Annotated in this window: 11 protein-coding genes; 5 read left to right on the top strand and 6 right to left on the bottom strand. The window is 72.4% G+C overall.

Going from position 1 to position 13,012, the window contains the following annotated elements:
• Positions 1-70 precede the first annotated feature (70 nt).
• Positions 71-1,348 (bottom strand): phosphopyruvate hydratase, encoded by a 1,278-nt coding sequence (gene eno, locus C5H89_RS15665; protein WP_104107908.1) that lies wholly within the window; start codon positions 1,346-1,348, stop codon positions 71-73.
• A gap of 171 nt (positions 1,349-1,519) precedes the next feature.
• Between eno and map the strand changes: the two genes are divergently transcribed.
• Positions 1,520-2,302 carry a type I methionyl aminopeptidase gene (gene map, locus C5H89_RS15660; RefSeq protein ID WP_104107907.1) on the top strand — a complete coding sequence of 261 codons (783 nt, stop codon included), beginning with the start codon at positions 1,520-1,522 and terminating at the stop codon, positions 2,300-2,302.
• A 12-nt stretch (positions 2,303-2,314) separates the two neighbouring features.
• Here map and C5H89_RS15655 read toward each other — a convergent pair whose 3' ends face one another.
• The 4 genes from C5H89_RS15655 to C5H89_RS15640 form a co-directional block, all read right to left on the bottom strand.
• A complete protein-coding gene (locus C5H89_RS15655) occupies positions 2,315-2,929 on the bottom strand; it encodes a MazG family protein (protein ID WP_240181899.1) in 615 nt (204 codons plus the stop codon).
• A gap of 13 nt (positions 2,930-2,942) precedes the next feature.
• On the bottom strand, positions 2,943-3,626 hold the full coding sequence (locus C5H89_RS15650; RefSeq protein ID WP_104107906.1) for a hypothetical protein: 684 nt from the start codon (positions 3,624-3,626) through the stop codon (positions 2,943-2,945).
• Positions 3,623-7,138, bottom strand: coding sequence for a transcription-repair coupling factor (gene mfd, locus C5H89_RS15645; RefSeq protein ID WP_104107997.1), 3,516 nt, complete (start codon positions 7,136-7,138; stop codon positions 3,623-3,625). The genes C5H89_RS15650 and mfd overlap by 4 nt, the downstream gene beginning before the upstream one ends.
• 169 nt (positions 7,139-7,307) lie before the next feature.
• Positions 7,308-7,712, bottom strand: coding sequence for a VOC family protein (locus tag C5H89_RS15640; RefSeq protein ID WP_104107905.1), 405 nt, complete (start codon positions 7,710-7,712; stop codon positions 7,308-7,310).
• Between the two features lie 160 nt (positions 7,713-7,872).
• Here C5H89_RS15640 and C5H89_RS15635 point away from each other — a divergent pair, with 160 nt between their 5' ends.
• Complete coding sequence (locus C5H89_RS15635) at positions 7,873-8,538, top strand: Ig-like domain-containing protein (protein ID WP_104107904.1); 666 nt, start codon at positions 7,873-7,875, stop codon at positions 8,536-8,538.
• Between the two features lie 88 nt (positions 8,539-8,626).
• On the opposite strand, the gene C5H89_RS15630 is transcribed toward C5H89_RS15635, so the two are convergent.
• Positions 8,627-9,409, bottom strand: a complete 783-nt coding sequence (locus C5H89_RS15630) for a 3'(2'),5'-bisphosphate nucleotidase CysQ (RefSeq protein ID WP_240181898.1) — start codon at positions 9,407-9,409, stop codon at positions 8,627-8,629.
• 296 nt (positions 9,410-9,705) lie between these two features.
• Between C5H89_RS15630 and C5H89_RS15625 the strand changes: the two genes are divergently transcribed.
• From C5H89_RS15625 to C5H89_RS15610, 3 genes are all read left to right on the top strand, one after another.
• Entirely contained in the window at positions 9,706-10,971 is a 1,266-nt protein-coding gene (locus tag C5H89_RS15625; protein ID WP_104107903.1) for an MFS transporter, read from the top strand.
• Positions 10,968-11,999, top strand: a complete 1,032-nt coding sequence (locus C5H89_RS15620) for a hypothetical protein (protein ID WP_104107902.1) — start codon at positions 10,968-10,970, stop codon at positions 11,997-11,999. The genes C5H89_RS15625 and C5H89_RS15620 overlap by 4 nt, the downstream gene beginning before the upstream one ends.
• A 199-nt stretch (positions 12,000-12,198) precedes the next feature.
• On the top strand, positions 12,199-13,012 hold an 814-nt coding region (locus tag C5H89_RS15610), incomplete at its 3' end, for a glycosyltransferase (RefSeq protein ID WP_104107900.1).

Genomic DNA, 13,012 nt, shown 5'->3' with positions numbered 1-13,012 from the left:
GTCGCCGGGTGCCCCCGGGCGTGGTCCGGGGGGTACGTCGTTGCGCCATCAGGCGTCCAGTGTCTCCCGCTCAGGCGCGGAATCGCGGGAACGCGCCCGCACCGGCGTAGCGCGCCGCGTCGTCGAGGGTGTCCTCGATGCGAAGCAGCTGGTTGTACTTGGCCACGCGCTCCGACCGCGCCGGGGCGCCGGTCTTGATCTGGCCGCAGTTGGTCGCGACCGCGAGGTCGGCGATCGTGGTGTCCTCGGTCTCGCCGGAGCGGTGGCTCATCATGCAGCGCATGCCGCTGCGGTGCGCCAGGTCGACCGAGTCCAGGGTCTCGGTCAGCGAGCCGATCTGGTTGACCTTGACCAGCAGCGCATTGGCCTGCCCGCCGGTGATGCCGCGCTGCAGCCGCTCCACGTTGGTGACGAACAGGTCGTCGCCCACCAGCTGGACCTTGCTGCCCAGGGCGTCGGTGATCGCCTTCCAGCCGTCCCAGTCCTCCTCGTCGAGGGGGTCCTCGATGGAGACGATCGGGTAGTTGGCCACCAGGTCGGCGTAGTAGGCGATCATCTCCTCCGACGACTTCTGCTGGCCCTCGAAGGCGTACTTCTTCTTCTCGTGGAACTCCGTGGCCGCGACGTCCAGGGCGAGCACGATGTCGCGACCCAGGGTGAGCCCGGTCAGCTTGACCGCGTCCGCGATCAGGTCCAGCGCGTCGCGGTTGGACGGCAGCTCGGGGGCGAACCCGCCCTCGTCGCCCACGCCGGTGGCCAGGCCCTTCTTCTTCAGCACCGACTTGAGTGCGTGGTAGACCTCGGTGCCCTGCTGCAGCGCCTCGCCGAAGGTGGGGGCGCCGATCGGGGCGACCATGAACTCCTGGATGTCCACGTTGGTGTCGGCGTGCGCGCCGCCGTTGAGGATGTTCATCATCGGCACCGGGAGCACGTGGGCGTTGGGGCCGCCGACGTAGCGGAAGAGCGGCAGGCCGGCGGACTCGGCGCCGGCCCGCGCCACCGCCAGGGAGACGCCCAGGATCGCGTTGGCGCCCAGCTTGGACTTGTTGGGCGTGCCGTCCAGGTCGAGCATCGCCTGGTCGACCAGGCGCTGGTCGTCGGCCTCCAGGCCGGTGACGGCGGGCGCGATGGTCTCGATCACGACGTTGACCGCCTTGGCGACGCCCTTGCCGCCGTACCGCTTGGTGCCGTCGCGCAGCTCCATGGCCTCGAAGGCGCCGGTGGAGGCGCCCGAGGGCACGGCCGCCCGCGCGAAGGAGCCGTCCTCGAGGAGGACCTCGACCTCGACGGTGGGGTTGCCTCGCGAGTCGAGGATCTCGCGTGCGCCGACAGCTTCGATCGATGCCAAGGTGACTCCTGGGTCTGGGTGCGGAATGGTCCGTCAGCCTAACGCCGCCTGCGGCGCCGCGCCGGACGAGGTCAGTGGCTGACCCCTCGGGCGAGACCCCTGCCTGCTGCTCGGCGGCGGTCACCGGACAGGATGCGTGGGATAGTTTGTGGTCCCCAGGAAGGCGCCCCGATGATCGAGATCCTCAGCCCGACCCGACTGCCGCAGGCCCGGAGGACCGGCGCCCTGGTGGCCGACGTCCTGGCGACGCTGAAGGGCCGCAGCACGCCTGGCACCAACCTGCTCGACATCGACCGGTGGGCCAAGGCGATGATCCTCGAGGCGGGCGCGGTCTCCTGCTACGTCGACTACGCGCCGTCCTTCGGGCGCGGCCCCTTCGGCCACTACATCTGCACCTCGGTCAACGACGCCGTGCTGCACGGGCTCCCCCACGACTACGCCCTGGCCGAGGGGGACCTGCTCTCCCTGGACCTGGCTGTCTCCCTGGGCGGGGTCGTCGCCGACTCCGCCATCAGCTTCGTGGTGGGCGAGACCCAGTCGGCCGAGGACCTGGCGATGATCGAGGCGACCGAGCGGGCGCTGGCGGCCGGGATCGCCGTGGCCGGCCCCGGGGCCCGCGTCGGGGACCTCTCGCACGCCATCGGCACGGTGCTGAGCGAGGCTGGCTACCAGGTGAACACCGAGTTCGGCGGCCACGGAGTCGGCTCCACGATGCACCAGGACCCGCACATCGCGAACACCGGACGGCCCGGTCGCGGCTACAAGCTGCGTCCCGGCCTGCTGCTGGCGCTGGAGCCGTGGGTGATGGCCGACACCGCCGAGCTGGTCACCGACGCCGACGGCTGGACGCTGCGCAGCGCGACGGGCTCCCGCACCGCGCACAGCGAGCACACCATCGCCGTCACCGAGGACGGGGTGGAGATCCTCACGCTGCCGGAGCACAGCCGGCCCTGAGGCCGGTGCCGCTCAGGGCAGCCGACGACGTACGGCGTCGCGCAGGGCCTGCTCCGGGTCCACGCCCTCGGCGCGGGCCCGGGCCACCACCGCCAGCAGTGCCTCGCCGATCCCGTCCTCCGGCTCCGGCGGCGCGACGGGCGTCCCGGCCCGCTCCAGCCGGTCGAGCACCTTGTCGGCGTACAGCAGCGCCGGCAGCGCGGCGGGGATGCCGTCGGTGACGGTGTCCCGGCGCTTCTCCGTCGCCTTGGCGGCCTCCCAGAGCTCGTTGACCGCGGCCGGGTCCAGGTCTTCCGTCCCGGCCCCGGCGTCGGCGAAGACGTGCGGGTTGCGTCGCACCATCTTGGCCGCGATGTCGCCGGCCACGTCGCCGAGGGTGAACGCCCCGCTCTGCTCGGCCACCACGGCGTGGAAGTAGACCTGCAGCAGCAGGTCCCCCAGCTCCTCGCGCAGGTGGGTCCAGTCGCCGCTCTCGTCGCCGGAGTCGATGGCCTCCAGCGTCTCGTAGGCCTCCTCCAGCAGGTGGCGCGACAGCGACCGGTGTGTCTGGGCCGCCTTCCACGGGCACTCGACCCGCAGTCGGCGCATCAGCCCCGCGAACTCCAGCAGGGCCTCGTCACCACGCACCGGGTCGTCCACCTCAGCCGCAGCGCTGGCTCTCGGGCAGCGACTTCGGGTGCTCGGTGTCGGCGTCGTCGGCAGCGGCGGTGGCCGGGTCCGAGACCGGGACCGAGAGGTCGGTGTCGGCGATCTGGAACTGGCCGTCGGTCACCGCCAGCCCGAAGCGCGGGTCCAGGTCCACGTCGTGCTCCGCCGACCAGGCCGCGAAGATCTCGGCGCCGCGCGCGGCCGCCTCCTCCGGTGTGGGGTCGGTGACCCCCTCCTCCGCCAGCGCCGCCTCGCCGGCGCGGGTGGCGACCGACTGCTTGAGCAGCTGGGCGGTGGCGGCCTCGACGAAGTCCTGGCGCTCGTCCTCGGTCAGGTCCGGCGTGGTCGACTCCACCCGTGCCGCCTCGCTCTCGACCTCGGGGCCGGGCGTGACGTCGTACTCCTCGGCCACCTGGCGGGCCGTGGCCGCGTCCACCAGCAGCGAGGCCACCAGGCGTCGCACCTGGCGCATGGGCACCACCTGGCCGTTGTCGCGCAGCGCCTGCTCCTCCGCCTGGCACAGCGCGTCGGCGGCGCCGTCGACCTGCGACATGGAGATCTGCTCGTTGCCCACCTGGGCGGCGACGCCGCCGAAGGTGGTCTCGCCGCATCCCGAGAGCAGGACGGCGGCTGCCGCCGCGAGGATCGCTGGACGGCCGAAGCGGGACGGGCTCACAAGTTCTCCTTGGCTGGCGGTGCTGGCGATGCGGAGGGTGGGTCGATGATCTGGTCGATCACTCCGCGGGCCCATTCAAGCAGGGCGATCCCGGAGCCCGTCGCCGACCCGAGCGGTCGCGGCACCAGCATGGAGTCGGCCTGGCTGTGGACCTTGGCCTTGGGGTAGAGACGGTTCAGGCGCACCACGCGCGAGTCGGGCAGGCTCACCGGCGCGAAACGCACGTTCTTGCCCATCACCCCGATCTCGGTGAGCTTGGCGGCGCGGGCCCGCGCCCGGAACCGGGCGACCGCCAGCAGCGTCTCGGCGACCTCCGGCGGCGGGCCGTAGCGGTCCACCAGCTCCTCGCGGATCTCGTCGACGTCGGCGTCGTTGCGCACCTCCGAGAGCCGCTTATACATCTCCAGCCGCAGCCGCTCGCTGGGCACGTAGTCGTGCGGCAGGTGGGCGTCGACGGGGAGCTCGATGCGGACCTCGTCGGTCTCCTCGCTCTCCTCGCCGCGGAACTCGGCGACCGCCTCGCCGACCAGGCGCACGTAGAGGTCGAAGCCGACGTCGGCGATGTGCCCGGACTGCTCGCCACCGAGCAGGTTGCCGGCGCCGCGGATCTCCAGGTCCTTCATCGCGATCGCCATGCCGCCACCCAGGTCGGAGTGCTGGGCCAGGGTGGCCAGCCGCTCGTGGGCGGTCTCGGTCAGCGGCTTCTCCGAGGGGTAGAGGAAGTAGGCGTAGGCCCGCTCCCGGGAGCGGCCGACGCGTCCGCGCAGCTGGTGCAGCTGGCTGAGCCCGAGGGTGTCGGCGCGCTCGATGATCATGGTGTTGGCGTTGGAGACGTCCAGGCCGGACTCCACGATCGTGGTGCACACCAGCACGTCGAAGCGCTTCTCCCAGAAGTCGAGCATCACCTGCTCGAGCTGGTGCTCCCCCATCTGGCCGTGCGCGGTGGCCACCCGGGCCTCCGGCACGAGCTCACGGATCCGGGCCGCCTGCTTCTCGATGGACTGCACCCGGTTGTGGATGAAGAAGACCTGGCCCTCGCGCAGCAGCTCCCGGCGTACCGCCGCGACGACCTGGCGGTCCTCGTAGGCCCCGACGTAGGTCAGCACCGGGTGGCGCTCCTCGGGCGGCGTGGTGATGGTGGACATCTCCCGGATCCCGGTGACGGCCATCTCCAGGGTGCGCGGGATCGGCGTCGCGCTCATCGACAGCACGTCGACGCTGGTGCGCATCTGCTTCATCTTCTCCTTGTGCTCGACACCGAAGCGCTGCTCCTCGTCGACCACGATCAGCCCCAGGTCCTTGAACCTGATCTCGGGGCTGAGCAGGCGGTGGGTGCCGACGACGATGTCGACGGTGCCGTCCGCCAGGCCGGCGATCACCTCGCGGGCCTCCTTGTCGGTCTGGAACCGGCTCAGCCCCTTGAGCACCACCGGGAAGTTGCTCATCCGCTCGGTGAAGGTGCTCAGGTGCTGGGTGACCAGCAGCGTGGTCGGCACCAGGACCGCGACCTGCTTGCCGTCCTGGACCGCCTTGAACGCCGCCCGCACCGCGATCTCGGTCTTGCCGTAGCCGACGTCACCGCACACCAGCCGGTCCATCGGGACCACCCGGCGCATGTCGGCCTTGACCTCCTCGACAGTGGTCAGCTGGTCGGGGGTCTCGTGGAAGGGGAAGGCGTCCTCGAGCTCGCGCTGCCAGGGAGTGTCGGGACCGTAGGCGTAGCCCTTGGTCGCCTGCCGGGCGGCGTACAGCTTGATCAGCTCGCCGGCGATCTCGCGCACCGCCTTGCGGGCCTTGTTCTTGCGCTTGGTCCAGTCGGCCCCGCCGAGCCGGTCCAGGCTCGGCTGCTCGCCACCGACGTACCGGGTGACCTGGTCCAGGGTGTCGGCCGGCACGTAGAGCCGGTCCGGCGGCGCGCCGCGCTTGGTCGCGCCGTACTCGACGACCAGGTACTCCCGGGTGGCGCCCTGCACCACCCGCTGCTTCATCTCCACGAAGCGCCCCACGCCGTGCTTCTCGTGCACCACGTAGTCCCCGGCCTTGAGCTCGAGGGGGTCGATCTGCTTCTTGCGGCGCACCGGCATCTTGCGCATGTCGCGGGTGGAGGACTTCTGGCCCGTGAGGTCCTCGCCGGTGACGACGGCGACCTTGCGGTCGGCGTCGACGAAGCCGTGCTCCAGGGTGCCGCAGGTGACGCTGACGACGCCGGGCCCTGCGGGCCCCTCGTCCCGGTCCACCAGGCGGGCCGCGACGTCGTGCTCGGCGAGCACCTCGACCAGGCGCTGCGCCGGGCCGTGCCCGGCGTGCACGGTGACCACCTGGTAGCTCTGGTCCAGCCAGTTCTTGAGGTCGCGCAGGAAGTGCTCGAAGTCCCCGCGGTAGGTCTCCGTCGGCGCCGCCGACAGGGTCCGGGACTCCACCGCGCCGATGCGGACGTCGAGGTCCAGCTCGGCCAGCTCCGCGCTGTCGCCCAGGCCGAAGGGGCTCATCGACCACCAGGGGCGCCCCTGGCTCAGGGTGTGCTCGCGGACCTCAGCGACCGAGTGGTACGAGGCCACGCTGAGGTCGATGGGGGCCGAGCCGCCGCTCGCGGCCGCCGCCCAGCTGGCGCCCAGGAACTCCTCGCTGGTGGCAACCAGGTCGTGGGCTCGCGAGCGGACCCGCTCAGGGTCCAGCACCAGCACGTGGGTCTGGGCCGGCATCAGGTCGACGAGCAGCTCCATGTCGTCGACCAGGACCGGGGCCAGGGACTCCATGCCCTCGACCGCGATGCCGGCGGCCATCTTGTCGGTGAGCTCGAGCAGCTGGGGGTGCGCCCGGCCCAGCTCCGCGGCGCGGGCGCGCACCTCCTCGGTCAGCAGCAGCTCGCGGCACGGCGGCGCCCACAGCCGCGGCACCTCCTCCAGGGTGCGCTGGTCGGCGACGGAGAAGCTGCGCAGCTGCTCGACCTCGTCACCCCACAGCTCCACCCGCAGGGGGTGCTCCTCGGTGGGCGGGAAGACGTCGACGATGCCGCCTCGGACGGCGAACTCGCCGCGCCGCTCCACCAGGTCCACCCGGGAGTACGCCGCGTCGGAGAGGCCGCGGACGATCTCCTCCAGGGGCGCCTCCTGCCCCTTGACCAGCTCGACCGGCACCAGGTCGGCCAGCCCCTTGACCTGGGGCTGGAGCACGGAGCGCACGGGGGCCACCACGACCGAGAGCGGGCCGTTCGTGGCGTCGTCCCCGGGGTGCGCCAACCGCCTGAGCACGGCCAGCCGGCGACCGACGGTGTCGCTGCGGGGGCTGAGCCGCTCGTGCGGCAGCGTCTCCCACGAGGGGTAGTAGGCGACCCGGGCTGGGTCGACCAGGTCACCGAGCGCCGCCACCAGGTCCTCGGCCTCGCGAGCGGTGGCGGTGACCGCCAGGACCACGCGGCCGGCGTCGACCAGGCCCTTGACCACGACGGGGCGCAGCGCCGCCGGGCCGGTCAGGTCCAGGGTGCTCAGGGCGCCGTCCCGGGCATCGGCCATGGACTCGGCGAGGGCGGGGTCGGCCAGCACGGCCTGGGCCACCGTGGTCAGGGTGAGGCTGGGGCTCACGTTCTCAACGCTTCTTTCGACGAACAACACGACAGCCCCCGGTCGGGGACGACGGGGGGTGGTGAGACCAGTCTACGAGGGGCCCGGAGGGGCCGTCAGGTCACGGCGTATCGGCCGCGGCCACCTCCCCCTCCGAGCGCAGGACGCAGAACTGATTTCCTTCTGGGTCGGCAAAGATGACCCATCCGCTGCCGGGGCCGTACTTCCCACGGTGGTCGGCGACCTGGGTGGCGCCGTAAGTCAGCAGCCACTCGACCTCCTCGTCGCGGGCGCGCTCACGCGGACGCAGATCGAAGTGGATGCGCTTCGCGGGCAGCTCCTGGTCCGGGACCTCGATGAACAGCAGCTGGTGACCGGTCGCCGGGTCGCGGATCATGCACTCCTCGTGTCCCGGCGCGTTGGGGTCCCCCTCGATGTCCACGTAGCCCAGGACCGGCTTCCACCACTCCGAGAGCTCGTAGGCGTTGCGGCAGTCGATCGTCGTGTGGGAGATGTACGAGGTCATGGGCGTCCACGGTGCCACAGACGGGGCGAGCCGGCAGCGGGAGGCCCACCTGGTTTGCCCGTGCCCGAGGTGGGGTAGGAAGGGCCCGCGCGACCCTCGGGGGCGGCGCACCGGACGCCCCATCCCCCTCATCACTTCGAAACGGAAGACGCTCCTCATCATGAAGACATCCCGCCTCATCACCGGCCTCCTCAGCACCGCCCTCCTCGGCGTTGCCCCGCTGGCCGTGGCCCAGCCCGCCCAGGCGGCCGAGAACCTCACCACCACCACCACCCTGGAGGTCTCCTACGGGGAGCCCACCGTCGTGTACGGCGAGAAGGTGAGCATCACCGGCAGCGTGACCGCCTCGGACGGCGGCAGCGCCTACAAGGGCACCGTGACGCTCTACGCGCAGAGCACCAAGGACGCGGCCCCGGTCGCGCTCGCCACGGTCCCCGCCGGCGGGTACGTGTCCTTCCCGGACATCAAGCCCAAGACCAATACCATCTACCAGGCGGCCTACTCCGGCTACGCCGCCACCACGGCCTACGAGGACAACTACGCGGCCAGCACCTCCAACGGCCTGGCCGTCGGAGTGCAGCGCAAGGTCAAGTTCACCACCCCCGGCCTCTGGCTCAAGGGCAAGGTCAGCCCCGACTACAAGCGCAAGAAGGTCGTCCTCAAGCGCCTCAAGGGCAAGAAGTACGTCGCCTGGCGCAAGGTGAAGACGAACAAGAAGGGCACCTTCAAGGTCAAGGCCCCCAACAAGTCCGGCTTCAAGTTCAGCGCCTCGGTCCCCGGCGACAAGCACTACACGGCCTGGACCGACTTCTTCCAGGTCTACTGAGCCGCATCGCACCACCGCACCTCACCGGCAGCCGCAGTCCCGCACCAGCGGGGCTGCGGCTGCTGTCGTCCGGCCACTGGCTCAGCGGTCAGTCGGTGCCGTGCTCCCGCACGAAGGCGATGATCGACTCCGCCAGCTCGGGGCGGCACACGATGAGGTCGGGCAGCGACACGTCGTCCTTGTTGTAGACCAGCTCGGAGCCGTCCACCCGGGAGCAGAACAGGCCCGCGGCGCGGGCCACGGCGACCGGGGCGGCGTTGTCCCACTCGTACTGCCCGCCCGCGTGCACGTAGGCGTCGGCGACGTCGCGCACCACGCTCATCACCTTGACCCCCGCGGAGCCCATCGGCACCAGCTCGGCGTCGAGCTCGGCGGCCAGCGCCGCGACGAACGCCGGCGGCCGGGACCGGGAGACCGCGATGCGGGGACGTACCGAGGACCGGGGCGGCACCACCGCGGGGCGGCCGGTGTTGAAGGTCTCCCCCAGCGCCGGCTGGGCCACGGCCCCGGCGGTCAGCTCGCCGGACTCCCACAGGGCCACGTGCACGGCCCAGTCGTCGCGGGGCGGCTCGGAGAACTCCCGGGTCCCGTCAAGGGGGTCGATGATCCACACCCGGGGCGCGTCGAGGCGGGACTTGTCGTCGGCCGCCTCCTCCGACAGCACCGCGTCGTCGGGACGGTGCTCGGCGAGCAGCGCCGCCAGCAGCGACTGCGCCGCGGCGTCCCCGGCGTCCTTGAGCGCCCGGCCCTCCAATCCCTCGGCACGGACCTGGAGCAGGCGCTCGCCGGCCTGCTCGGCGGCCCACACCGCGAAGGCGTGGTCGTCGGAGATGGCGGCGGGAGGGATCTGGTTCGGCGTCTCGGTGGTCACCTCCCGAGCCTCTCATGGTCCGGCGGCGCCGGGGCGGGGAGGCCACGGCCGGGACGGCGAGCAGCCGAATACCCCAATTTGGGCGACCCGGACGGGCCGTTCTGCGAGTGATACTCACGGTGGCGGCGCCCGGTTCGGTGCTGCCGGCACGAGGGGGACTCATGCGGCACGGCAGTTCACCGGTGCTCGGGCTGGTCATCACACTCGCACTCTGCACCGGCTGCTGCGGCTCCGGGGCCCAACAGCCGACGGCCCAGCAGAGCCCCACCCCGACCCCCGGGCCGGGCTGAGGGCCCATGTACCTCACCCTGCGCGACCGACCGGCGTCCGCACCGCGGGGGCAGCCGGACTCCACCGTGGCAGGGCCGCCTCGACGGGTCGGCCGGGTGGTCCTGACCCTCGGCCTGGTGAGCCTGCTGACCGATATCTCCTCGGAGTCGGTCAGTGCCATCCTGCCGCTCTACCTGACCGCGGTGGTGGGGCTCTCGACGGTGGCCTACGGGTTCGTCGACGGCCTCAACCAGGGGGTCAGCGCCCTGGTCCGCCTGGGCGGCGGCTGGCTGGCCGACCGCACCGACCGGCCCAAGTGGGTGGCCTTCGCCGGCTACGCACTCTCGGCGGTGGCGCGGGTCTTCCTGCTGTTCGCCGGGGGCGCCGCCAGCGTCTCGGCGGTGGTGGCCGCGGACCGCGTCGGCAAGGGCATCCGCACCGCGCCGCGGGACTCGATGATCTCCTCGGCCACGCCCACCGAGCACCTGGGACGCGCCTTCGGGGTGCACCGGATGCTGGACACCATCGGCGCGGCGCTCGGTCCGCTGATCGCCTTCGGCATCCTGGTGCTGATCCCCGACGGGTTCTCGGTGGTGCTCGTGGTCTCCCTGGCGTTCGCCGTGATCGGGGTCGCGCTGCTCGGGCTGCTGGCCCCCGACCAGCGCGCGCGGCCCCGGCCCGAGGACGGCCCCGCGCCCGAGCCGCTGCGCTGGTCCGACCTGGCGGAGCCCCGGCTGCGGCCGCTGCTGCTCGTGTCCGGCGGCCTGGCGCTGCTCACCGTCGGGGACGGCTTCCTCTACCTCGCGCTGCTGGACCGCGGCGGCTTCGCCGCGAGCTGGTTCCCCATGCTCTTCGTCGGGACCAACATCGCCTACCTGGCGCTGGCGGTGCCGGTGGGCCGGCTCGCCGACCGGGTGGGTCGCGCCCGGGTGCTGGTGGCCGGTCACCTGGTGCTGGCGGCGGCGTACCTGTGCGCCTGCCTGCCGGGCTCCACCTGGGTCTCCACCCTCGGCACCCTGGCACTGCTGGGCGCCTTCTACGCCGCCACCGACGGCGTCACCGCGGCGTTGGCCGGACGACTCGTCCCGCTGCGGGCACGCGGCAGCGGCATCGCCGCCGCCCAGACGGTCGTGGCCCTGGCCCGGATGGGCTCCTCGTTCGGCTTCGGCCTGCTGTGGCTGACTCTGGGCCCGAGCGCCGCACTGCTCCTGGTCGCCGGCCTGCTGGTGGCGGCCGTGCTGGTCGCCGCCACCCAGCTGGGCCGGCTCGGCCTCGATCGCGTGGTCTCGTGAGCACCCGGCTGCGGGTGAGCGTCTTCGTGCTCCTGGTCGCCGTGGTGGCCGCGGCGACAGCCTGGTACGCGCTGGCGGAGCACCGGAGCTTCGAGCAGACCCGGGGCCGGGACCCGCAGGTGGCGCTGGTGCCCGGCGCCCAGGCGATCAGCGGTCCCCGCGTGGTGTTCCGGCACAGCGGCCTGGACAACCGCTACGGCCTGGTGGCGATGGTGCCGCTGGCGGACCCCACGGGGCCGCGAGCCTTCACCGAGGTGCCCTGCAACCGGGTGGCGGCCTCGGAGTCCGGCGCGTCCTGCCTGGTGGTGCACCCCGGGGTCGTCACCCGGTTCGAGGCCCACGAGCTCGGCGCCGACTGGCAGGTGGAGCAGACCTACCCCCTCCCCGGCGTCCCCAGCCGCACCCGGCTCTCCCCCGACGGCGCCCTGGTGGCGACCACCTCGTTCGTCACCGGCCACTCCTACCTGAGCGTCGGCTTCTCCACCGCCACCGTGGTCCGCGAGACCGGCGGCGGGCGGAGCTGGGGCAACCTGGAGAGGTTCGACCTGGTGCTCGACGGCGAGCAGGTCGAGCCCGTGGACCGCAACGTGTGGGGGGTGACGTTCCGCGACGACCGGCGCTTCTACGCCACCGTCGGCACCGGGGGGCGGGCCTGGCTCGTCGAGGGCGACCTGGAGACCCGGACGCTCACCTCGGTGGCCGCGGACGGGGAGTGCCCCTCGCTCTCCCCCGACGGCAGCAGGTTGGCCTTCAAGGTCGACGTCGATCCGGGCGAGGGCCGGCAGTGGAGCCTGGCGGTGCTGGACCTGGCGACCGGCCGCCGTACCGAGCTGGGGGACGGCCCGCGCGGGGTGGACGACCAGGTCGCCTGGCTCGACGACGAGACCCTGCTCTACGGGTTGCCGCGCGCGGACCAGCCCGGGGTGAACGACGTGTGGTCGATCCCGGTGCGCCCCGGCGCCGAGCCGGAGCTCTTCATCCAGGAGGCGTGGTCCCCCACCGTGGTGCGGCCCGGCTCTCCGTCGTGAGGCTCGTCGTAAGGCTCGTCGTAAGGCTCGATATACCGAAGACGGGCTATGACACGGCGGCCAGGCCCACGGACGATGAAGAGGTGGTCCGGGGGGCCCACGCGGTCGGCACTGCCGGCCTCGCGCAGAGTCAGAGGGCGGATTTGATGATCAGCGCAGAGATCGCTGCCGAGCTCGATCGAGAGCCGGCGGGGACGCGATGAGGCTGCACCGGCTCCGCGCGGTCACCGGGCGACCCCTCGTCTCGGTGGTGATCCCCTGCTACAACTACGGCCACTACCTCCCCGACGCCGTGCACAGCGTCCTGGCCCAGCCCAGGGTGGACCTCGAGGTGATCGTGGTGGACGACTGCTCCACCGACGACAGCGCCGCGGTCGCCGAGCGGCTGGCGACCCAGCACCCGGAGGTCCGCCTGATCCGCAACCCGGTCAACAAGCGCCACATCGCCACCTACAACACCGGGCTCGCGGAGGTCACCGGCGACTACGTCGTGCTGCTCTCGGCCGACGACCAGCTGGCCCCCGGCGCGCTGGGCCGGGCCGCGGCCCTGTTCGGGGCGCACCCCGAGGTCAGCCTCGTCTACGGCCAGGTGCTGACCTTCGCCGAGCCGCCGCTGCCCGCACCGCAGCGCGCGCGGTCCTGGTCCACCTGGCGGGGCCCGGAATGGGTGGAGCGCTCGTGCCGCACCACCGGCAACCTGATCACCAACCCCGAGGCGATCGTGCGGCGCGAGGTGATCGAGCGGTTCGGCGGCTACGACCCCCGGTTCCCGCACGCTGCCGACATGCTGCTGTGGCTCCAGGCCGCGACGGTGGGAGACGTCGGGAGGGTCAACGGCACCCAGGCCTACTACCGCGACCACGGCGCCAACATGCACAGCACGGACTTCGCCGGCGTCCTGACCGACATGCGCGAGCGATCGGTGCTGCTCGAGCACTTCCTGGGCCGCGAGGGCGTGGGCTCGACGCTGCCGGGTGCGGCCGAGATGCGCGCCGCCTCCCGCCGTACCTTCG

Source organism: Nocardioides sp. 616 (genome assembly GCF_002930065.1).
Taxonomy (GTDB): domain Bacteria; phylum Actinomycetota; class Actinomycetes; order Propionibacteriales; family Nocardioidaceae; genus Nocardioides; species Nocardioides houyundeii.
Note: the sequence above shows the minus strand (reverse complement) of the source record. Positions and strands in the feature narration are given on the sequence as shown.